Raw genomic sequence first — 22,300 nt, 5'->3', positions numbered from 1 at the left:
TGACTCAAACCCACTCCGAACAACAACTGCAAAACTGTAACGGCACATAATTCCTGCGACACTGACATTTCAACGACACTTCGCTCCTCACAATTAAAGCGAAGTTTTCGGCACTTAAAAATTTCACGTTCACGGGCGAGCCGACAGACACCCCCAGCGCCTGATAAACTCCACGGCAATTTCATTCGTCGTGAGCTTCGACCATGCTCCATGTGCTGTTCAGCGTTTACCTGAAGATGTTGGTGCTCTACAGCCCTTTCTTCGTGTTGTCGTGTTTTATCGGCCTGACTCGCGGCTATTCACGCAAGGAACAACGTCGCCTGGCCTGGAAGGTCGCGACCGCGACGCTGGTATCCAGCGTATTGCTGTACCTGTTCGGGCGAGTGATTTTCAGTGTATTCGGCATCACCGTGGACGCGTTCCGTATTGGCGCCGGCAGCGTGCTGTTCATTTCGGCGCTGGGCATGGCCCAAGGCAAGTCGGCCGTCCAGACCGACAGCGTTCAGCAGGACGTGACCATCGTCCCGCTGACCATTCCGTTGACCGTCGGCCCAGGCACCATCGGCGCCCTGCTGGTGATGGGCGTGAGCCAACCGCACTGGGACGACAAACTCATGGCCATCATCAGCATCGCCCTGGCCAGCTTCACCGTCGGCGTGGTGCTTTACCTGTCCAGCCGCATCGAGCGGATCCTGGGCGACCAGGGCTTGCAGATCGTCAGCCGCCTGATGGGGCTGTTTGTCTGTGCGCTGGCCGCGCAGATCATCTTTACCGGGGTCAAAGGCTATCTGGTGCCGTAATCAACCCACCTCATTGGTTTCCACCGCAGACGACACACTCAGCGCCTTGAGCGTGATACCGCTCTCGGCGTCCTGCAAGGCGTCCAATCGCTCTATCAGGGTCGAAACGGCATAATGTCGATTCCCGCCAAAACTGAGCAGGACTTCCCCACGCATGTTGATATCTGTCGCATACACCTCACGAACAATCACACTGTGCCCACTGTCCGGATCAATGATCACCAGGTGTTCCTGGACACGACTGAACAACAACTGATCAGGCTCATCCAGGCTCCAGAGCAATTTTCCGGGGATTGTCACCGCGCGGCCCAGGGCATGCCGGCAGTCGAGGATGACCGACTTGACCCGCAACCAGGCCGCTTTTGACAGCCGGTAACTCACCGCACCTTGCCCCATGCGCAAAATCAGGGTCGTGACATCGTCGGGCATCAGCGCCAGCAGATCATCGATCTTCATGTCCTGGCCCTCGACGACCAGCACCTCGCCTTCGCGCTGGACATAACTGAGTGGCCCCACATGCCCCGCCTCCGGCAGGGTCAACAGCTTTCCATTCTCGCTTTCATGAAGTAATACCTGGGTCTGGCGCTGGGTTCCCAATAGCTCGAAAGACTGCGCAATCGCGGCCCTGGGAACTCGGATCATACGTCCGGTCTTGGCGACGAACCACGTCAGGCTACCGGGCTCCTCCACCGACAGCAGTGCGCCGTGAGACGACTGGGCCGCCAATTGCCTGAGCCCCTCTTGCTCCCGGCCATCTTGAGCGACCAGCCATTGATGAGTGACACCAGTTATCGAGGCCGGCTCCTGGTCTCGTAACGCGACCACCACCCCCTCGAATGTCACGCCACGCAGCCCCACACCTTCAGCCGTCAGCTCGACAAACTGCCAGGGCGCCCATTCACGCTGCGCGCTGGGTAGCGCATCGATCTGCAGCAAGCGTGAACCCTGGCCAAAAGCCGCCTCCAGTTTCTGTGGGTCGATAAAGGCCTGGCGATAGACTTCACCCCTCGAAACATCGAATAACCACGCCGCCTCGCCATCCGGGGTAGCGCCGAGCAGGCGTACTTCCTTTGCAGGGCCCAGCTCAGCCAGTAACAGCCTGTTGCCGACGTACCAGGCACATAATTTGGCGTCGTCGTTGAAGTTGCTCAAACCGATAAGGGCAAATTGCTCGCTCGCCGATCTCCGGGCCAACGACTCCAATGCCAGCCACCAATGCCCCCGATCCTTGAACCATGTCTCGTTCACGCCGCCCAGCTTGAGGTCGCCCTGGCTCGTCAGGTTTAAGAACCGGCCATCGGATGTCAGCACCACGTAGCCACTCTCGGCAGCGATCACATTCTCCAGTTTGTCGGATTGCAACCACCGGTTGGACCACTGCCCTTTGCCCGCGACCAAAGTTCGCTGCCTGCGGCACAGCTCCTTTGCAAGCCGGTCATACACAACAAACCTATCGCTGTCGTCCGCCAGCGTGAGCAGCGTCAGGTCCGTCATGTTCTTGATCGAGTCGGCCCAGCCACGGGGACGGCCGCGTCTCGACGAAGGACGAATGATCAAGCCGTCCCTGTGGCGAACCCAGGCCATGTCCCGCAACTGCGGCTCGCTCTTCCAGCAGACCGAAACGAAGGGAGCCGGTTGCCAATTGACGGTGACAAAGGTGTCCTCGGTGCGAACAGACGGGACAAAGGGGTAATCGCTGCCCAGCACCTGGGACCAGTCGGCCAGTGTCTCGCTGGCGCTGAAAATGGATTCCAGCGCCGGGTCCAGATCGCGCGTGACCGAACTGAGCAGCAGTTGCCCTTCATGGATCACGTACACCAGCACATCGTCGGTCTGATCCTCGCGAGTGATGCGCTGCACGACATGAATCACCCCTTGCGCATCCGCCTCGACACGCTGGATGGTGGCGGTCGCATTCCTTGTGCTGCGCAACCAGTAACGATGGCTCAGCAACCCGGTGACCGCGTCGGCTTGCCAGATGATCAGGTCCTGTGGGTCATAGAAATAGCAGGCACCACCTGCCACCGCGCCCAGCACCGCGTCATCGACGCCTGGTAGTTCATTACGAATGAACAGGAAACGGTCATCCTTGGCGTCATACCAGGCCGTGATGTAGCGGGGCTCTTCCGGCTTCTCGAACGGCACCAGGTAACGATGAACCGGCGTATACGGCATCACCAGGCGGTGCTGCCTGGCAAGGCTCTTGAAGTGCTCCTGCAATGCCTGTCGATCCATGCCCGCAGGCACATCCTGCTCGACAACCACAAGCTTGCCCGCCTCCACCTTGAACACTTGATTCTGGCTGATCCGCAGCAGCACGTCGTGACGCCCCGATCCAGTGAGCGCCACCTGAACGTCGCCGATGAACAGTCTCGCGTAACGCTCGAGCCGGATATCACTCTCCTGGGCCCAAGGGGCGTCCAACACCCAACTCGAGTTCAACGGGCGCGCCGTATCCAGGGTCAGGCTCACGCCGGGGTGGAGCACCAATGCACAGCGCTTGCCGGCGCCCTGGATCTCATAGGTGATTTTTCCGTGCCAATCCGGTGGCAACACGGGCACCACCAGCGAGCGATCGATGCCATCGAGCAACACCTTGATCACCGTCGGCCGGTAATCCGGGACCAGGCGATAAAGGATGTAGTCACTGGGGAACGAGTAGAAAGAAAACAGAAACAGCCATCCTCCCTGCGCGGTCTTTTTCTCCAGGCGCCGTGCCGTGTCGAACCCGATGTCATGGCGCAGCCCGGCGAAGGGCAATGCCTTGTACTCGTAGCGGTAACAGGTTTGCGGCGTACAGGGCAGGACGATGGCTGCACCTGCCGGTGGCGTGAATCGGGCTCGACCCGGCAGATTCAGCTGGCGACGGATATCGATCGCCCGGTCGTAATCGTCATCAAAGGTAGGCACCCCGAAATGATCGCGCAGCGGATACAGCTTGGGGCTGTCCAGCATCAGCTCGGCGCGGGTCAGGTCCAGTGTATGAACGATCAGCGATGAACGCGGCAACCATGCGCCACCGCGGGCATCAGCCCGATAAGGCTGGAGATGGGCGGTTGCCACCTCATCGAAAAACAGCCCGACCTGCTTGGCTTCTTCGGCAATGGTGGCGAAGCCCTGGGCCAGCGCCGCCACCCCCACCGCCAACCCGCCCAGCATCACCGCAGCGCCGCCCAGCAATGCTCCAGCGGTGGTAGCGCCGGCAGCGTAGGCGCTCACCGACAACATCAGGCTGGCCGAGTCGAACGCCAGTTGGGTACCGAACTGAGCGCGTTCGACGTCGTTTTGTGCAGTCGACAACTGGTAGATGTCGAACCCGACATTCGCCAGTTGCAGCAATCCCCCGGTCGCTTCGCTCACGCTGCTTCCCACTGCGGTCTTGACCACGGGCGCGACGGTTTGGGCAATCAGTTTCTCCTGGGCCAATGCCTGTCGAACCAGGCCGACCAGGCCAGCGATATCGGCCACGTTGCCGTGCACCAATTGCGCGTAATTGACATAGGCATGCAACCGGACCGCCAGGCTAAGGGGCCGACCAGGCCCTTCTCGGCCCCGCAAGGCGTTCATCAGCGCTTGTATGGCGAAGCCGGCGTTCAGGGTGTGGACGCTGCCCACCTCGGTCGGATCGCTCGCTACGGAGGGTCTATTGGCCAAGGCTGAAAAACGTTCCGAGAGGTAGTTTTTTATCCGCAAGAGTCGAGGGTCGTCCGTGATGGCCCGTACCAACTGTTCCGGGTTCCCAGGATCGATCAGGCTTATCCGGTACGACCCGTTCGTCATGACCTCCAGGGTTTCGAACAACGGCACAAGGTGAGGGGCCAGCTGATTTTTCTGCTGGAGGCCGCTGGTCACGTGCTCGATCTGCTGGCCCCACCAGTGACCATCCAGCGCCAGCAGGCAGTTGCCCAGCCGCGGATTGCTCTGCAGCGACTGCCCACGAGCGTTGATCAACCGCTGCCTGACAGGACGTTGCAATTGGCCGGGCAACGCTCCGGGTTGCAGCAGTTTCGCGACCTGGACGGCACCCGCCAATGTCACCTGTGACACCCGCGCGCCGTCCAGTTCGATCAGGTCGAACGTCGGGCGAACCGCATCGCCATACGCCGCGTAATGACTGGCCATCTTCTGCTGGAGGAAGAACTGCTCCAATGCCTGCCTGAACCGAGTCGAATCCTCGAATTCGAATACCCCAAAATTCGGATCGTAGAAGTGGTAAGTACCGCGCTCGCCCTCCCAGGTCTTGGCTACCAGCATGGCGTGATTATCGGAGTTGAGCATCAGTGTGCTGGTGGCTGTCCTGGCTTGCAGAATGTCCACGACTGCATTCAGGTCCGAGCGTGCCAGTGCACTGCCGACATCGCCGATCTGCACCTCGCGCAACGACTCCACGCACTGCAAGAAGGTCGCCGAATCGCTGGCCTCTGGCTCGATAACCCCCAAGTAAAAGCGCTCGCGCAGGGTATTGACTGCCGCCTTGCCCTCCGACAAGGCAGCCGCCATTGCCAGGGCCAGGGGATAACAACGTCCGCCGACCCTATCGCCCTCACCCTGGAGCAGTAAATCCTGGGGCACCAGCTTGATCGTGTCGGCTCCGAAATCGTCCAGGACGGTACCGAGGTGCTCCACGATCCGGACACGGTATTCCAGTTTCGCCACCTGCCGGATGCGAGCCACCTGCCGACCCCATTGGCGCAGTGTCAAAGGCTGTTCCAGCGCGGCTTTCTTCAGCCCCAAGGCAGTTTCGTCATGCCCTGGCGGATCATCGGTAGCGCTGGCGAGCCCGGCCAGGAAGGCTGGGGCCTTATGTTGATACAACGCCTGTTCGATCGTCGCGTAACGGCCAGCGGTGCCATGGGCGGCAAGGTTGTTGGCGAGGTTATCCAACTGCGGGCGAACCGCGTCGAAGCTGCGATTATCCAAGGTCTTCGCACCCGTCAAGGCGCCCAGCAGCAAGCGTTGCAGGGGGCTCAATTGCGCGGCTTCGAAACGCCCTTCGGCGAGTTGCTTCAAGAGCTCGGCGATGGGCAACTGCCGCGTCTTCGCGTCACCCAACGAAGCAGGCGGCAACACGTCGACGCCTTGGGCGAGAATCACCTGACGCTCATCAAAGCCCAGCGGTATGGCCTTGTCGAAAGTCACCACGCCGTCATGGCTCCGACTCATGCTCTGCTTGAACGGCTCACCCAGCTCATCGGCCAGGTGCTGCAACAGGTCGGTGGACAGTACATACCGCCCCTCGATCACCGGCCAGCCGTCATCGAATTGGAGAGTGCGGTACTTGAGCAGCTCAGCCAGTTCACCCGCATAACGAACCTTGAACTGGCCCGTTTGCCAACGTTCAATCTCATCGCTGAGCCACTGCCGGGTGTCACTCTGATTCTCTTTCCAGGAGTGATCCAGTTCCTCCTCGGTGGCGCCATTGACGGTGCCGACGGCGGCAATGGCAGCCTCCTCCCGCCACTGCTCAGCGGTTTGAGGCGTAAAGTGCGTGTTCAGGTATTGCGCCATGCCCTCACGCATGGCGCCAGGCCCGGTCAGATAAATCGTCCCTTCGCTCTGCGGACGGATGCCGTCGCTGTAGTAAGTGGCGGCCGCCTCGACCAGAAAAGCCGCGCCCATTTCCGCTTCCGGCGGCAGCTCATGGAACGCACCGAAAACCTGCGTCGCAGCCTGCCGCGCCAGACCACTCATGGCCTCGACATCGGTGAGGGCCACGTTTTGTTCATCCGCCAGGCGAGCGGTGGCATCGACAATTGCATAATTGCGCCTGAAGCGCTCGAGCACGGCGTTGAGCATCGCCGCCCCTGGGTGGGCCATCAGGAAGGCGTTGCTCAACGAATTTCGTACGGTCACGGCTCGCAGCTCGTACGGACGAGCCAGGCGCTGCGCCGGCGGGCAGAAAACGCGGTTCAACTCGGGTCGGCTTTTGGCGAAACGCTCGAGTGCATCGCGATGCTCGGCCGGGATCGCACTGGAATAATCCGTGTACTGGCCGCGCAATGCCTGACGGCCCGGCATCCATTCGGGATTTCGATCGAGCAGCAACTGCAACACGCCCAGGCGTGCGTCGGTCTTGAACCCGCGAATGTCCACCTCGCCCAGCTTGTCCAACAACGGCGGCAGGTGATCGATATCGACGTAGCTGCCACCCTCGCTGAGCAAGGCTTCGACCCGCACGATATCGGAGCCGCCCGCCAACATGCCGCGCAGGCTGATCTCGCGTTCGTAGATATCCCGCAAATGCAAGGGTGCCTCACCAATGGCAACATCGCGCAGTATCAGGTCGCCGTCAGCCACGGCCATGAGACTGAGACGGTTATCGTTCACCAAGGCTTTCAGCCGTGCCTTATCTTGCCCATAGGCCCGAACCAGCAAATCGATTCTCGCGTCATCGGCGCTGCCGCCGCTTTCCACCACCTTCTTGATATGGGCGTACATCTGTTGTTTGAGAACAATGGCGCGCTCTTCATAACGGTCGCCCAACGCCAACGCATCGCTACTGGCCTGTGCGCCATTGAGCATGGCATCGGCCTTGGCGGCTTCGACAATGATTCGGTTGGTTTCATGGGCCAGCAGCGCGTCGCTGTCGTACCAGAGGCTGAGACGATAGCCCTCTGCGCCCATTACTTTTTTCCAGACATTGATGTAGTCACGCTGAATGGCCCCGACGCCGCCGCCGAGCCAGACAAAATGCAGGTTCTTCGGCACCTCGGTGGCGGGCAGTTTCAACTGTTCGAAACTGTAGTGCAGACGCGTTTCAAACCCTTCTATCTTGTTATACGTTTGCGCCAGGTCCGCAGCCCTGGCGTCCTCTGAGTTCAACGGCCCTGTCGCACGACGAGACCGGCTACTTCCCCGCAAAGCGCCTACCGCTTGTTTGAGCAACCCCAACGGTTCCAACATGCGCGGCGAATCCAGCAAGGTGATACAACCGAAGTAATACCGAAGCACCGCATCATATTGTTCGGAGCCCTTGTGGGAAATTAATGCCTGTTCGAGATCCCTGAGTTTTAACAACCCCACAAAATCGACGTAGTTATCCGCCGATGAAAACTTGGATTCACTCATAAACAACACTTCCATTTATTGTATAGAGATAAGAAAAACTTCACGCATCCATGCGCGAACAGGCCATTGGGAGCCTGCGGCCTAACCAAATGATGAGCATCAACTCAGGCAACAATTATTCCCAATGGGCTGGATAAAAACATAACGGTCATTGACGCGCGGCTCAACTAACAAGGAATTCAATAAGTTTCCAACCAGCAGGAGTTCAAACTTTTTTCTTCACCGCTTAATAAGCGCAGCGCTGAAAAGTTTTTATATAAGCAATCATTGAACAGACTTGCCCATGTAGAAGCCAGGGCATCACGAGCTCAGGTGAAGGTGGCCCGAACGGGCCACCGGGTTTGATCAAAGAGGTTTGTTGCCATACCAGCGCGGTGTGTACACCCAGTCGCCACCCTGGGCGCGTGGGAACACGCACGTGGTGGAGGAGCCGATCAGCACCATGGTGCGCATGTCCACTTGATCCGGGGTCAATGCCCCCAGCGTGGTGACACGCAACGTCTGCCCCGGACGACCGATATCGCGCCCCAGCACCACTGGCGTTTGCGCCGTGCGATGTTGCCCGACGATCTCCAGCGCCCGGCCCAACTGCCATGGCCGGGAGCGGGAGATCGGGTTGTAGAAGGCCAGGGCCAGGTCGGCCTCAGCCGCAAGAGCCAGGCGCTTTTCGATGATCGACCAGGGCTTGAGGTTGTCCGACAGCGACATCACACAGAAGTCATGCCCCAATGGCGCACCGGCCTGGGCAGCGGTCGCCAGGGACGCCGAGACACCCGGCAGGATCTGCAGGTCGACGTTGTGCCAATGGGCATCCGTCGACTCATGCAACGCCTCCAACACGGCGGCAGCCATGGCGAACACGCCCGGATCGCCGGACGACACCACCACCACGGAGCGGCCCTCGGCCGCCAGTTCGAAGGCATGTCGGGCCCGCTGCATCTCTTCGCGGTTGTCGGTGCAGTGTTGCACCTGATCGGCCCGAAAGGGCCCGGCCATGCGCACGTAGGTTTCATAACCGAGCACATCGGTGGCACGGTCGAGCTCGGCGCGCACCGCCGGCACCATCAACTCGGCGGCGCCCGGGCCAAGGCCGATCACCGCCAGGCGCCCGCGCGCACGACCAATCTGCTGCGGATCGAGGGGTTGCGCGGTCACGGCGATGGCATGGCTGCCCATGACCTGTAGCGACGCCGGTTGACCGAGGGCATCGCTCAACCACGTTTCGAGGTTGCCATTGGCCGCGGCAAAACGCAGCGGCACCCCCAACGCTGAAGCCGTTTCGTGCAGCTCGGCACGGGCCATGTCACTGTCCGCCGCCAACAGGCACGCCAGCGACTGCGGCGCGAGGCTCGCCTGCTCCAGTATCGCGCCGATGTCCGCCGACGCCCCTGCACTCAACGCCACCAGCACATTGCGCGGATAAATACGCAGTTCATCCGCCGCCGGTTTACCCGCAGCACTGTCGATACGGATCGCCAGCCGTGCCTGTTCATCCTCGGGCAACTGCGCCTGATCCAGCCATGGCGCGGCGCCTTCGATGCGCACCGATTCACCGGCCAGCAGATCGGAGACGAAACGCTTGCCTTGCTCCAGGTCGCCGAGGCTATAGCCACTCGGCGGATTGAGCAGGCAAGTGCCAAAACGCAGTTCACCGCTGGTGGTGATCGCCGGCGCGACTTGCAGCGCTGCGGCGATTTCCCGGGCCATGACATTGACCCCGCCCAGGCCGCCCAACAGCGGGACCACGGCGCTGCCATCCTCGGCCACGGCCAGCACCGGCGGCTCGACGCCTTTTTCCAGCAGCAGCGGCGCCAGGGTGCGGATGACGATACCCGCCGCGCACAAGGCGATGATCGGCGTGTCTTGCTGATAGAGCTCGCGCAACGTGGTGCCGAACTCGAGGTATTGACGATCCACCCCCTCGACCCGCCCAGCCAGGCCGTGGATCAACGCCTCGGGGTAGCGCTGTTGAATCCGTCGGGCGGTTGCCAGGCTGCCGGGGCCGAGGATGACGATGGCCGGCGTCTTGGCGGCCATCAACCCTGCCACCGTTCGCCCGGCACGATGATCAGCGAGAAGTACGGCGACGACATCGGCTCGACTTCATCCAACGGCACGATCTTCTGGTTGGCCATGGTCGCCCGTTCGACGTACAGCGCCCGCCCATCCAGGCCCAGCTCCTGAAGCACTTGGCGAACCTTGGGGAAATTGCGCCCCAGCTTCATGATCACCGCCGCGTCGGCATCGGCCAGGCGTCGCTTGAGCTCGTCATGGGGCAAGACGCCGGAGAGCACCGACAGGCTCTGGTTGCGATAGACCAGCGGCGCACCGAGCACCGAGGCCCCGCCGAGCATCGAGCACACGCCGGGAATGACCTGGGCCTCATAGCGCTCGGCCAGGCGATCGTGCAGGTACATGTAGGAGCCGTAGAAGAACGGATCGCCCTCGCAGATCACCGCTACGTCGCGCCCGGCATCCAGGTGCACGGCCAACTGCTCGGCGGCGGTGTCGTAGAAATCGGCGATCACCTGTTCATAGGACAGCGGCGCCGGCAGCGCTTCTGTGGTAACCGGGTAGACCAGCGGCAGCAACGTCTGCGCGTCCTGCAAATGCGCCTCGATGATGCCGAAGGCATTGCCCTTCTTGCCCTTGGCGACGAAGTACGCCACCACGGGCGATTCGCGCAGCAGGCGCAGGGCCTTGACGGTAATCAGTTCCGGATCACCAGGGCCCACGCCGAGGCCGATCAGACGTCCAGGCTGCTGCATCATTCGATCTCCGTAGCGAGGGCGTTGACGGCGGCGGCGGCCATGGCACTGCCGCCGAGGCGGCCTTGCATGATCACGAACGGCACACCACGGCTGTTGGCCGCCAGCATCGCCTTGGACTCGGCGGCGCCGACGAAGCCCACCGGGAAACCGAGGATCAAGGCCGGTTTCGGTGCGCCGGCATCGAGCATTTCCAACAGGTAGAACAGCGCGGTCGGCGCGTTGCCGATGACCACGACGCTGCCCTCCAGGTGCGGACGCCACAACTCCAGCGCTGCCGCCGAACGGGTGTTGCCCAGTTCCACGGCCAACGCCGGCACGCGCTCGTCGCGCAAGGTGCAGATCACCGGGTTGTTGGCCGGCAGCCGAGCGCGGGTCACGCCTTCGGACACCATCCGTGCATCGCACAGGATCGGCGCACCGGCGGCCAACGCCTGGCGCCCGGCCGTGCCCGCGCCCTCGGAAAACTGCAGGCCGTCGATGGCCTCGACCATGCCGCAGGCGTGGATTACTCGCACCGCGAGTTTCTCCAGGTCGGCCGGAATGCGCGCCAGGTTGGCTTCGGCGCGGATGATCGCGAAGGAGTTGCGATAGATCTCCTGACCGTCGCGGATGTAATCAAGCATCAAGGGGGCTCCGGGGGCGAGCGTCGAGCCAGTGGCCGAGCGCTTCAATAGTCAGATTGTGTGCCTGCAACGCGCCGAAACCCGGCAGCGTGGCATCGCGAAAATACAGGTCGTAACGACCGGGAGCGACGGCCAGCAAGGTGGCCGGCGCGACATGGGCCGCCGCGCAGGAGCGCGGGCAGCCCGATAGATGAGCCTTCAAGGCATGACCCTGGCCTTGCAGCCGCTCGGCCAGTTGGCGGGCGTCGGCCTTGGTGTCGGCCAGGGCCTTGGCGCAGCCACTGGAACCGGTGCAGGCGATGAGTTGCGCCAGGGGCTGCTCGACCGAGCACAACAGGCCCAACCCCTCGAGCCCCGCCAGCACTTCGTCGGCATCCGCGCGGCGCACATTGGGCAGCAACAGGCTTTGCCAGGGGGTGAAGCGCAGGCTGCCGTCGCCCTTCTCCCGCGCCAACTGCGCCGCACCGCGCAGCATGGCGGTGTCGAGCCGACCAAGGGGCGCAGCGGCACCGACGTAGACGCGGTCATCGTGCTGGGGATGGATACCGATATGCAGTCCGTCGATGGACACGTCCCGCTGCCAATCGAGACAAGGTTGCAGGGGCACACGACGGGCCAACCGGGCCATGAACTCATTCATGGGGATTTCAGCCAGCAGGTGGCGCATGCGGATCTGGTCCGGGCGGGCCAGCTCGAGAAACAACTCCAGCACCGCCACCACCAGCGCATGCCCCTGGGCCAGGGGCACCCTGCCCGCCGGTTTATCCAACGGAACGCCGGCCAAGCCGAAGGCCAGCCAAGGCTCGCCATCGCGAACAAGGGCCGACAGCCATAGGTCGTGGTGATGTTCGAGCATCGCCAACGCTTCTCCACCGTCCAGTTGCACGGCGAACTTGGCCGACAACTCATGGAAGCGTTCCTGGGTTTGCAGGGTGACGAGAGTCTGCTCGGCCAACGGGCGGGTGTCGAACAGCATCTGTCGGTCGATCCCGGCCGAGGGGCTGAGCATCAGGTTGCGTACGTCATCGCCGGCCGGTTTGCGAGGGCCAAGCCCGGCGGCCAGCAATGGCTCGATCAGCGCACCGTGCTCAAGGCCGATCCCACGGATTTGCAGGTTGGCCCGGTTGGTCGCCTCGATCACGCCCCCGGCAAACCGCTCGGCCACCGACGCCACGGCTTCGGCCTGACTGGCCTGAATGGAACCGCCATCGAGCTTGATCCGGCAGATCCCGCCGTCCAGCGCCTGGACGACACGCAGCAACCCCGGGCAACCGGAGGGGCGTACGACGTTGGAGGATGGACGTTCGTTCAAGGGCAGACCGAGAAATGAGGCACGCCATGACGGCGAAGGAGCGCCATTATGCCTGCTTTGCCGGGGGTCATGAAAAGCTTGCTGGTCGGATTGACGTGAGATTGCTCAAGAACACGGGCGGCCTGTTCCAATGAGGTTGTCTGTTGCTCGCGATAGCGGTCTGTCTGAAAAGCTGATGCTGAATGGACCGACCCCATCGCGAGCAGGCTCGCTCCCACAGTTTTGGTCTGGTGGTGCACAAACTCTGTGGTTCACCCAAAATCCCCTGTGGGAGCGAGCCTACTCGCGATAGCGGTCTGCCTGAAAAGGTGATGTCGGATGGACCGCCGCCTTCGCGAGCAAGCCCGCTCCCACAGGTTTGGTCAGGTTGTGCGCAAATCCTGTGTTCACCACAAATCCACTGTGGGAGCGGGCTTGCTCGCGAAAGCGGTCTAGCAGCCACAATGATGTTGCGCCAGGCGCCTGATCCGCCGGGGCGCGGTATGATGGCGGCCCGGTTCGCGGCGGCAACGTCCTGTCGATCAACCCCATTCATTCGAGGAACAGAGATGACCCCCTGGCTGACCGTAGTGGGCATCGGTGAAGACGGCTTCAAGGGCCTGGGCCGAACGGCTCGCCATGCCTTGCTGCGGGCGTCGCACATTGTCGGTAGCGATCGGCAACTGGCGCTGCTGCCACTGTGTATCAGCGGCGAACGGGAGCTGTGGCCGAGCCCGTTTTCCCTGGAACCGCTGCTCGCTCGGAAGGGTGAGCCGGTGTGCGTGCTGGCCAGCGGCGATCCGATGTTCTACGGCGTGGGCGCCAGCCTGGCGAAACAGGTGCCGAGTGAGCAAATGCTGGTCATCCCCGCGCCCTCATCCTGCTCGCTGGCCGCGGCGCGCCTGGGTTGGCCACTGCAGGACGTGGTCACGCTGTCGTTGGTGGCACGGCCCCTGGCAGCGCTCAATGTGCATTTATCCACAGGCGTCAGGCTGTTGCTGCTGAGCAATGATCGCCACAGCCCCGCCGCCGTGGCGACATTGCTGCGCGAGCGCGGGTTCGGTCCCAGCCCCATGACCGTCCTGGAACACTTGGGCGGCGCGGCAGAACGACGGATCGAAAGCACGGCGACGCAGTGGTCCGACCCGAGCGTCGCCGACCTGAACCTGATCGCCATCGAATGCCGGGCCGAACCGTCGACACCGCGCCTGTCACGCCTGGCCGGTTTGCCAGACACCGCGTTCGAACATGACGGCCAGTTGACCAAACGCGACGTGCGCGCCATCACCCTGGCCCGCCTCGCCCCGACGCCCGGCGAACTGCTCTGGGATGTCGGCGCCGGCAGCGGCTCCATCGGCATCGAATGGATGCGCACCCACCCCAGTTGCCGAGCCCTGGCCATCGAGGCCGACGAAGGCCGCCAAGCCTTGATCGAACGCAACCGCGACAGCCTCGGCGTGCCCGGCCTGCAACTGATTCGCGGGAAAGCCCCGCAGGCTTTGGAAAGACTGGAGCGCCCGGACGCGGTATTCATCGGCGGCGGCGTCACCCGCGCGGGCGTGCTCGACGCTTGCTGGGCCCAACTCAAGCCCGGCGGTCGGCTTGTCGCCAACGCCGTGACATTGCAAAGCGAAACAACCCTCATGCACTGGCGCGAACGTCACGGCGGCGAACTGACCCGCATCCACATCGCCCAGGCCCAGCCATTGGGCGAATTCGACACCTGGCGCCAGGCCTTGCCGATCACCTTGCTCGACCTGGTCAAACCCCTCGATGCGTGACGAAACCGCCGAACAACCCGCCCCCCTGCGCAGCGGCCTGACCACCGGCAGTTGCGCCACGGCCACCAGCCTGGCGGCCGCTCGATTGCTGCTGCGCGGCACCGAAGCCGACGCCGTGGAAATCGTACTGCCCAAGGGCAAGCAAGTGCAGATGCGCCTGGAGTTCTGCCGATTGACCGAGCAAGGCGCCGAGGCCGGAACGATCAAGGACGCCGGCGACGACCCGGACGTGACCCACGGCGCCCTGCTGTTTTCCCAGGTGCGCTTGATCGCCGAGCCCGGCGTGCGCTTCGTCGCCGGTCGCGGCGTGGGCACGGTGACGCGACCGGGGTTGGTGTTGGCCGTCGGAGAGCCGGCGATCAACCCGGTGCCGCGCAAAATGATCAACGACCACCTCGGCCGTCTGGCCGAGGAAAGCGGTTACGCCGGCGGCTTCGAAGTCACGGTCAATGTCGAGGGCGGCGAAGCCCTGGCGCTGAAAACCATGAACCCACGCCTGGGGATTCTCGGCGGCCTGTCGATCCTCGGCACCAGTGGCATCGTCCGGCCGTTCTCCTGCGCGGCCTACATTGCCTCGATCCACCAGGGCATCGACGTGGCGAAAACCAACGGCTACCTGCACATCGCTGCCTGCACCGGCAATGCCAGCGAAGACACCATGCGCCGGGTCTACAACCTGCCGGAAATCGCCCTGATCGAAATGGGCGACTTCGTCGGCGCCGTGCTCAAACATGTGCGCAAGGTACCCGTGGAAAAACTCAGCCTCTGCGGCGGCTTCGGCAAAATCAGCAAACTCGCCGCCGGCCACATGGACCTGCACAGCCGTCACTCCAGCATCGACCTGCCACAACTGGCCGAATGGGCCGCCGCCATCGGTGCCGATGAGGCGTTGCAGCAAGGCATTCGCCAGGCCAACACCAGCCAGCAAGCCCTGGCAATGGCCAGCGCCGCCGGCATCGCCCTCGGCGACGCGGTGTGTGAGCATGCGCTGGCCTTCGCCCGCAGTGTGGTGCCGACCCAGGTCCAGGTCGAAGTCTTCGCCATCGATCGCCAGGGCGGGATCGTCGGCCACGCCGGAGTCTTTAAATGAAACGTATCCTGCTGCTCGGTGGCGTCACCGAAGCCCTGGCCATCGCCCGCACGCTCGGACCCCAGCACATCTACAGCCTGGCCGGCATCGGTCGCATCCCCACCGACCTGACCTGCCAGGTACGCGTCGGCGGCTACGGCGGTGCCGAAGGACTGGCGCAATTCATCCGCGCCGAAGGCATCGACCTGCTGCTGGACGCGACCCACCCCTACGCCGCCCAGATCAGCCACAACGCCGCCCAGGCAGCCAGCGTCTGCGCCATCCCCTGCTGGGCCCTGCGCCGCCCGGCCTGGCAGCCCCAGGCCGGGGACGACTGGCGCGAAGTGGCCGATTGGGCCGACCTGATCCAGGCCCTGCAACCGTTCCACCGGCCCCTGTTCACCCTCGGTCGTGAGCCATTGCAACACCTGCACGAAATTCCGCCCGGGCAATTCTGGACCCTGCGCGCCTTGGATGTTTACCCGGGGAATGAGCGCTGTGAAGTCATCGGGGCGCGGGGGCCGTTTCACATCGAGGATGAGCGTGAGCTGTTTGCGCGGCGGCAGATCGATGTGCTGGTCAGTAAGAACAGCGGGAGTACGGCCACCGAACCAAAGCTTGAGGTGGCGCGGGAGCTGGGGGTGCCGGTGTTGGTGTTGAAGCGGCCGGTGTTGCCGGGGGTAGATCGGGAGTTTGGAGTGGTCGATAAGGTGCTGGACGCTTTATTCGTACCTGACGGGTTCTGAATTCAGCACGCCAACGCGACATTTCCGACGAACTTTCAAGACGGAGCCGGCTGTTTCGTCCAAGACGTTCAACTCTATAGTTCCAATCCTTAATACCCGCCGCAGCACTTGACTGCCATTAAGCATGAACGAGCCGTCTCGCGCCGAGGAAAGTGCTGCTTGCCAATGTGTATCCCAAGGAATACGATCCGAATGATCGAATTTGAACACTCCCGAGTATTTTCAAGCTGGCTTAGCGGGTTGAAGGACATCTCTGGGAAGGCTCGCATCATCGCCAGGCTTCGATCTGCAGAGCATGGAAATTTTGGTGATTGCGAACCGGTGGGCAGCGCAGTATATGAGATGCGTATTCACTCGGGTCCGGGCTACAGAGTGTACTTCTCCCGTCGAGGGCCCGTGTTTTATTTACTGCTTGTGGGAGGTGACAAATCGACTCAGAAACGGGATATCACACGCGCTATTCAAATGGCGCAAACCATGGGCAATGAGGAGTGAATCATGACCGAGGAATTCACACGTTTCGATGCAGCCACCTACCTCAAGACGCCTGAGGAAATGGCCGCATATCTGGATGCCTGTTTTGAAGAAGATGCGGGTGACGGCGTACTGGTTCGAGCAGCTCTTAACGATATCGCCAGGGCAAAAGGCATGACGCAAATTGCCCGTGATGCGGGCCTGGGGCGAGAGAGTCTTTACAAAGCACTGGGAAGTGCGGGTAATCCAGAGTTCACAACTATCATGAAAGTCATGAAAGTTTTGGGCTTGAGGTTACATGCTACAACCATTTAACAAAACGTTCTCCCTCGCCACGAGAGCACTTACTTGAAGATCTGTTGCTACTGTTAAACCCTAGCCCTGCGACCCTACACCGCACGTGGCCTTTTTACTTCTCAACCCCGATCAGGCTAAATACCGCCACCTGATCGCCCAACCGAGCGGATTGCCCCATGTCCCGACAACGGCTTGCATTTGCCTGGATCGCCTGCTTCGCAGTGCTGTTCAACATGCTTGCCATGCCCCTTTCCGGCAGCGGTGGCGCGATGGCGAGTGCACCGACCGAACAAGTGCTGTGGGGCAGTTTCTGCTCCTCCAGCGGCATGAAAATGGTGGCGATTTCCCTGGGCAAATTCGAGCAGGGCACGCCGCAAAAGGACAATCATTCGACAATGCAGCATTGCTGGTGCTGCTCAGGTTCGGCGCCATCGGTGGCGCTTACCGGGCAGGCCCCACAGTTGTATCTGGATGCACAGCTGGCGCATCGCAGAATCGCCCATTCGAAACTCGACAGTCCCACACCGCGCCAGCAATGGCCGAGCCTCAACCCCCGCGCCTCGCCTCTGGTCTGATTCCTTCCGCATAACCCTGCGCCTTGAATCGTTCTGGAGAATCACCCATGTTGAACAGACTCATCCTGTTGGCTGCCCTGCTGCTTCCTGTCGGCTTCGCCCAAGCTCACCAGTACAAGGTGGGCGAGCTTGAAATCGCCCATCCGTGGTCCCAGGAATTGCCGCCCAACGCGCCGACCGTGGCCGCGTATTTCGTGATTCACAACAAGGGCACCACCGCCGACAAACTGCTCAGCGTCGATTCGCCGATTGCCGGCAAGGCCGAGCTCCACGAACACGTGATGCAAAACGACCTGATGAAAATGCAACCGGTGCCCGTCGTGGATATCGCCCCCGGTGCCACCGTCACTTTCGCGCCGATGGCGTATCACGTGATGCTGCTGGACCTGAACGATCGCAGCCTGCTCAGCGATGGCAAACGCTTTGCCATGACCCTGCATTTCGAAAAAGCGGGGGATGTCACGGTCGACGTCGCGGTGCAGAAAAAAGCCCCCGGCGGCGAAAAAAACCAGATGCACATGCACTAAGCGCATTTGCCCGTGGCTCTTCCTCGCAACAGGTCCGCCATGCCCCGCCGTCAGCCCATGAGCCTGACACGCGGCAGCTGGCTCAGCCTGTTCGCCATGCTGATGATCTTTATCGGTCCACTGATTTCTCAGTCGATGCCGATGGATCAGCGCATGTCTTCGTCCATGCCTGTGTCTATAGGCATGAGCATGGAGATGGACATGTCGGCAGGAGCCCACGCCGAGCATGCCGCACCAGCGACCGAACACTGCCAGCCCAAGAGCGAGCATCACGCACTGTGGGAAAAGTGCGGCTATTGCAGCCTGCTGTTCAACTGTCCCGCATTACCGGGCGGCCACACCTTCGCCGTCTTCGGCACACCTCACGCCAACACCTACACCAGCCCTTCCCCACGCCTGGGCCATGCCCGGCAAGCGTTCTTCCCAGGTGCCCGCACCCGCGCACCGCCCCTCGACGCGTAAGCCCGACACTTACCTCATCCCGGTCGCACAAGACAGCCCCAGGCTGCCCGACCGTGTCGTCTACGTCTGTTCGATGGAATTATCATGTCCAGGTTTTCTGCTGGCACCGCTTTGGGCACTGCCCAGGTTCGCTGCCCCCCGAACGAGCCACGGGTTCGTTTACGTCATTCGGTCGCCGCACTGTGCGGCCTGCTGCTCACGCCCTACGTACTTGCCGATGAGCACGAGCATCACGAGGCTCAGGTCGAAGAACTGAGCCCGACAGTCATCACCGCCATCGCCCCCAGTTCGCCCCTGACCGTCGTCACCAACCCCAAGGATCCGCGCCAACCGGTACCGGCCAGTGATGGCGGCGACTACCTCAAGACCATTCCCGGCTTCGCCCTGGTGCGCAACGGTGGCACCAATGGCGACCCGGTGCTGCGCGGCATGTTCGGCTCGCGGCTGAACATCCTCACCAATGGCAGCATGCTGTTGGGCGCCTGCCCAGGCCGGATGGACGCGCCGACCTCCTACATCTCGCCGGAAACCTACGACAAGCTCACCGTGATCAAGGGCCCGCAAACCGTGCTCTGGGGCCCCGGCTCATCGGCGGGGACCATCCTGTTCGACCGCGAGCCGGAACAGTTCGGCGAGCTCGGCACGCGGGTCAACGCCAGCGTGCTGGCCGGCTCCAACGGCCGTTTCGACAAAGTGGTGGATGCCGCCGCCGGTGGACCGCTGGGTTATGTGCGGGTAATTGGCAACACCGCCCATTCGGACGACTACCGCGACGGCAACAACGACACCGTGCCGTCGCGCTATGACAAGTGGAACGGCGACGTCACCCTCGGCTGGACCCCGGATGCCGACACTCTGCTGGAGCTGACGGCCGGCAAGGGCGACGGCGAAGCACGCTACGCCGGGCGTGGCATGGACGGCTCGCAGTTCAAGCGCGAAAGCCTCGGGCTGCGTTTCGAGCGCTCGAACATCGGTGACGTGCTGGATAAGGTCGAGGCGCAGGTCTACTACAACTACGCCGACCATGTGATGGACAACTACACGCTGCGCACACCCTCCGGCACCGGGATGATGGCCGGGCCCATGGCCTCCAACGTCGACCGCCGCACCCTCGGCGCACGTATCAAGGCCACCTGGCACTGGGCCGATGTGCAATTGATCAGCGGCCTGGACGCCCAGACCAACGAGCATCGCCAACGCAGCAGCATGGGCGTGGACACCTATAAGGACCTGCCCTACACCAAGGACGCCGACTTCCACAATTACGGCGTGTTCAGCGAGCTGACCTGGTACGCCGCCGACCGCGACAGAGTCATCACCGGCGCCCGCCTCGACCGGGCCTCGGCCAAGGATTACCGCCAGAGCATCGGTTCCGGCATGTCGGCCCGGCCCAACCCCACCGCCGACGAGACCCGTGCCGACACCCTGCCCAGCGGCTTCGTGCGCTACGAACACGATCTGGACGACAGCCCCACCACCCTCTACGCAGGCGTGGGTCACGCGCAACGCTTCCCCGACTACTGGGAGCTGTTCTCGGCGAACGCCGGCCCCAGCGGTTCGTTGAATGCCTTCGACGCGATCAAGCCGGAGAAAACCACCCAGCTCGACTTCGGCCTGCAATACAAGACCGAAACCCTCGAAGCCTGGGCATCGGGTTACGTCGGGCAGGTACGCGACTACATTCTGTTCGACTACACCCCAGGGATGATGGGTACCACTTCCCGGGCCGAGAACATCGATGCGCGGATCATGGGCGGTGAGCTGGGCGCAGCCTACAAGCTGACCGAGCGCTGGAAAGCCGACGCCACCCTGGCCTACGCCTGGGGCAAGAACAGCAGCGACGGCAGCGCCCTGGCGCAAATGCCGCCGCTGGACGCACGCCTGGGCCTGACCTACAGCGAAGACCGCTGGAGCGCCGGGGCCTTGTGGCGGGTGGTGGCGGCGCAGCACCGGGTCGATGAGAACAAGGGCAACGTGGTCGGCAAGGACTACGGCAAAAGCTCAGGCTTCGGCGTGTTCTCATTGAACGGCGCCTACCGCATCAATAAACACTGGAAGGTCAGCAGCGGCGTCGACAACCTGTTCGGCAAAGCCTACGCCGAGCACCTGAACCTGGCCGGTAACGCCGGGTTCGGCTACCCGGCGAGCGACCCGCAAGCCATCAATGAACCGGGGCGCACGCTCTGGACCAAGGTGGATATGAGTTTCTAAACACTTGCCCGAAGCAAACATAAAACCTGTGGGAGCGAGCCTGCTCGCGATGCGATCTATCAGACACATTGGTGCTGAATGTACCGCCGTTATCGCGAGCAGGCTCGCTCCCACAAAGGGTTCCATCGTTCAACCCAATTTGCCCTGCGGAGCGCTTTCTAATGAGCCAACCGAAACCCAATTTCTACAACCTGGCCTGGCGCTGGCACTTCTATGCCGGGCTGTTCGTGGCACCGTTCATGGTGATGCTGGCCCTGACCGGGATCATTTACCTGTTCAAGCCGCAACTCGACCCACTGATGTACGGCAGCCTGCTGAATGTGCCCGCCGGCCATCACACCCTGGCGGCGGACGACTTGCTCAAGCAGGTCCGCCAGGCCTATCCCGAAGGCCAGATCAAACAGTATCTGCCGCCGATCAACGCCGAGCGCAGCGCGCAATTCGTGGTGATCGACAAGGGCCGGGAACTGAACGTGTTCATCGACCCGTACCACGGCGATGTCCTCGGCGAGCAGGATGCGAAGAACAACCTGCAAGCCATGGCCCGGGCCATCCACGGCGAGCTGCTGATCGGCACGGTCGGTGACCGCCTGGTGGAAATGGCCGCCGGTTGGGGCGTGGTGCTGGTGGTGTCGGGGCTGTACCTGTGGTGGCCGCGCGGGCAATCGTCGGCCGGGGTGCTGTGGCCACGCTGGAGCGCACGCGGTCGGCTGTTCTGGCGCGACTTGCATGTCGTCGTCGGCTTCTGGGGCGCGGCGTTGCTGTTGGTGATGCTGCTCAGCGGCATGACCTGGACCGGCTTCTGGGGCAAGCAATACGCCAACCTCTGGAACCGCTTTCCGGCGGTGATGTGGAACGACGTGCCCAAGTCCGACGTCGAGGCCGGCAGCCTCAACAACGCCCACCGCCAGACCGTGCCGTGGGCGGTGGAAAATACGCCGATGCCGATGTCCGGCGACCATGCCGAGCACATGGGCCACGGCGGCATGCACGAAGGCCCCGCCGCCCCGACCGTCAGCCTGCAAGCGGTGCAGAACATCGCCACCGAGCGCCAGGTCGAGCCCGGCTACAGCATCACCTTGCCGACCACCTCCACCGGCGTATTCACCATCGCCGTGTTCGCCGACGATCCGCGCAACGACGCCACCCTGCACGTGGACCAATACACCGGCAAGGTCCTGGCCGACGTGCGCTGGGCGCATTACAGCGTCGTCGCCCGCGCCACCGAAACCGGCGTGATGCTCCATGAAGGCAAGATGTTCGGCCCGCTGAACCAGATCATGGTGCTGCTGATTTGCCTGATGATCCTGCTCAGCGCCGTGAGTGGCGTGGTGATCTGGTGGAAGCGCCGGCCCCAGGGCAAGTTCGGCGTGCCGCCGCTGCGTCACGATCTGCCGACCTGGAAGACCGGGGTGTTCATCATGCTGGCCCTGGCGCTGGTGTTCCCGCTGGTGGGGGCTTCGCTGGTGGTGGTGTGGTTGCTGGACCGGCTCGTCAGCCGGCTCAATCGCCAGCCTGAGATCGCTTCATCTTCAAGCTGAAGACGGTGCATTAACGGAAGGCGGCGCGAAACCTCTACAATCGCGCCCGCTATCAAGCTGCAAC

General features: G+C 62.5%; 16 protein-coding genes. 11 read left to right on the top strand and 5 right to left on the bottom strand.

Annotated features, from left to right (window positions below; translation table 11 throughout):
• The first annotated feature begins 203 nt into the window (after positions 1 to 203).
• Positions 204 to 800: a type III secretion system genes modulator TspR gene (tspR, locus tag PBDP_RS03430; RefSeq protein ID WP_109752236.1), complete on the top strand. Its 597-nt coding sequence runs from the start codon at positions 204 to 206 to the stop codon at positions 798 to 800.
• On the opposite strand, the gene PBDP_RS03425 is transcribed toward tspR, so the two are convergent.
• From PBDP_RS03425 to cobG, 5 genes are all read right to left on the bottom strand, one after another.
• A complete protein-coding gene (locus PBDP_RS03425; RefSeq protein WP_212801815.1) occupies positions 801 to 7,868 on the bottom strand; it encodes a TcdA/TcdB pore-forming domain-containing protein in 7,068 nt (2,355 codons plus the stop codon). It lies immediately after the preceding gene.
• Positions 7,869 to 8,213: 345 nt separating this feature from the next.
• Positions 8,214 to 9,905, bottom strand: coding sequence for a precorrin-3B C(17)-methyltransferase (gene cobJ, locus PBDP_RS03420; protein ID WP_163855491.1), 1,692 nt, complete (start codon positions 9,903 to 9,905; stop codon positions 8,214 to 8,216).
• Positions 9,905 to 10,636 carry a precorrin-2 C(20)-methyltransferase gene (locus tag PBDP_RS03415; RefSeq protein ID WP_109752233.1) on the bottom strand — a complete coding sequence of 244 codons (732 nt, stop codon included), beginning with the start codon at positions 10,634 to 10,636 and terminating at the stop codon, positions 9,905 to 9,907. Before PBDP_RS03415 ends, cobJ begins: the two co-directional genes overlap by 1 nt.
• Entirely contained in the window at positions 10,636 to 11,262 is a 627-nt protein-coding gene (locus tag PBDP_RS03410; RefSeq protein ID WP_109752230.1) for a precorrin-8X methylmutase, read from the bottom strand. Before PBDP_RS03410 ends, PBDP_RS03415 begins: the two co-directional genes overlap by 1 nt.
• On the bottom strand, positions 11,255 to 12,574 hold the full coding sequence (cobG, locus tag PBDP_RS03405; protein ID WP_212801814.1) for a precorrin-3B synthase: 1,320 nt from the start codon (positions 12,572 to 12,574) through the stop codon (positions 11,255 to 11,257). The genes PBDP_RS03410 and cobG overlap by 8 nt, the downstream gene beginning before the upstream one ends.
• Positions 12,575 to 13,122: 548 nt before the next feature.
• Between cobG and cbiE the strand changes: the two genes are divergently transcribed.
• The 10 genes from cbiE to PBDP_RS03355 all read left to right on the top strand — a co-directional run bounded on the left by cbiE (position 13,123) and on the right by PBDP_RS03355 (position 22,236).
• Positions 13,123 to 14,334 carry a precorrin-6y C5,15-methyltransferase (decarboxylating) subunit CbiE gene (cbiE, locus tag PBDP_RS03400; RefSeq protein WP_212801813.1) on the top strand — a complete coding sequence of 404 codons (1,212 nt, stop codon included), beginning with the start codon at positions 13,123 to 13,125 and terminating at the stop codon, positions 14,332 to 14,334.
• Positions 14,327 to 15,424, top strand: a complete 1,098-nt coding sequence (locus tag PBDP_RS03395) for a cobalt-precorrin-5B (C(1))-methyltransferase (protein WP_212801812.1) — start codon at positions 14,327 to 14,329, stop codon at positions 15,422 to 15,424. Before cbiE ends, PBDP_RS03395 begins: the two co-directional genes overlap by 8 nt.
• Positions 15,421 to 16,149, top strand: a complete 729-nt coding sequence (locus PBDP_RS03390) for a cobalt-precorrin-6A reductase (RefSeq protein ID WP_109752225.1) — start codon at positions 15,421 to 15,423, stop codon at positions 16,147 to 16,149. The genes PBDP_RS03395 and PBDP_RS03390 overlap by 4 nt, the downstream gene beginning before the upstream one ends.
• A gap of 192 nt (positions 16,150 to 16,341) precedes the next feature.
• Positions 16,342 to 16,644, top strand: a complete 303-nt coding sequence (locus PBDP_RS03385; RefSeq protein ID WP_109752224.1) for a type II toxin-antitoxin system RelE/ParE family toxin — start codon at positions 16,342 to 16,344, stop codon at positions 16,642 to 16,644.
• 3 nt (positions 16,645 to 16,647) lie between these two features.
• The gene (locus PBDP_RS03380; RefSeq protein ID WP_109752223.1) at positions 16,648 to 16,938 is read left to right on the top strand and encodes an addiction module antidote protein; all 291 of its coding nucleotides are present in this window, start codon (positions 16,648 to 16,650) and stop codon (positions 16,936 to 16,938) included.
• A 158-nt stretch (positions 16,939 to 17,096) separates the two neighbouring features.
• A complete protein-coding gene (locus PBDP_RS03375; RefSeq protein WP_116834073.1) occupies positions 17,097 to 17,495 on the top strand; it encodes a DUF2946 domain-containing protein in 399 nt (132 codons plus the stop codon).
• Positions 17,496 to 17,542: 47 nt separating this feature from the next.
• The gene (locus PBDP_RS03370; RefSeq protein ID WP_109752221.1) at positions 17,543 to 18,022 is read left to right on the top strand and encodes a copper chaperone PCu(A)C; all 480 of its coding nucleotides are present in this window, start codon (positions 17,543 to 17,545) and stop codon (positions 18,020 to 18,022) included.
• 57 nt (positions 18,023 to 18,079) lie between these two features.
• On the top strand, positions 18,080 to 18,484 hold the full coding sequence (locus tag PBDP_RS03365) for a DUF2946 domain-containing protein (protein ID WP_163858909.1): 405 nt from the start codon (positions 18,080 to 18,082) through the stop codon (positions 18,482 to 18,484).
• 84 nt (positions 18,485 to 18,568) lie between these two features.
• Positions 18,569 to 20,695: a TonB-dependent copper receptor gene (locus PBDP_RS03360; protein WP_212801811.1), complete on the top strand. Its 2,127-nt coding sequence runs from the start codon at positions 18,569 to 18,571 to the stop codon at positions 20,693 to 20,695.
• A 161-nt stretch (positions 20,696 to 20,856) separates the two neighbouring features.
• Entirely contained in the window at positions 20,857 to 22,236 is a 1,380-nt protein-coding gene (locus tag PBDP_RS03355) for a PepSY-associated TM helix domain-containing protein (RefSeq protein ID WP_109752218.1), read from the top strand.
• Positions 22,237 to 22,300: the final 64 nt, after the last annotated feature.

The organism is Pseudomonas sp. St290 (genome assembly GCF_018325805.1).
GTDB lineage: Bacteria > Pseudomonadota > Gammaproteobacteria > Pseudomonadales > Pseudomonadaceae > Aquipseudomonas > Aquipseudomonas bijieensis.
The sequence above is the reverse complement of the archived record's forward strand: the minus strand, read 5'-3'. Positions and strand labels throughout refer to the sequence as shown.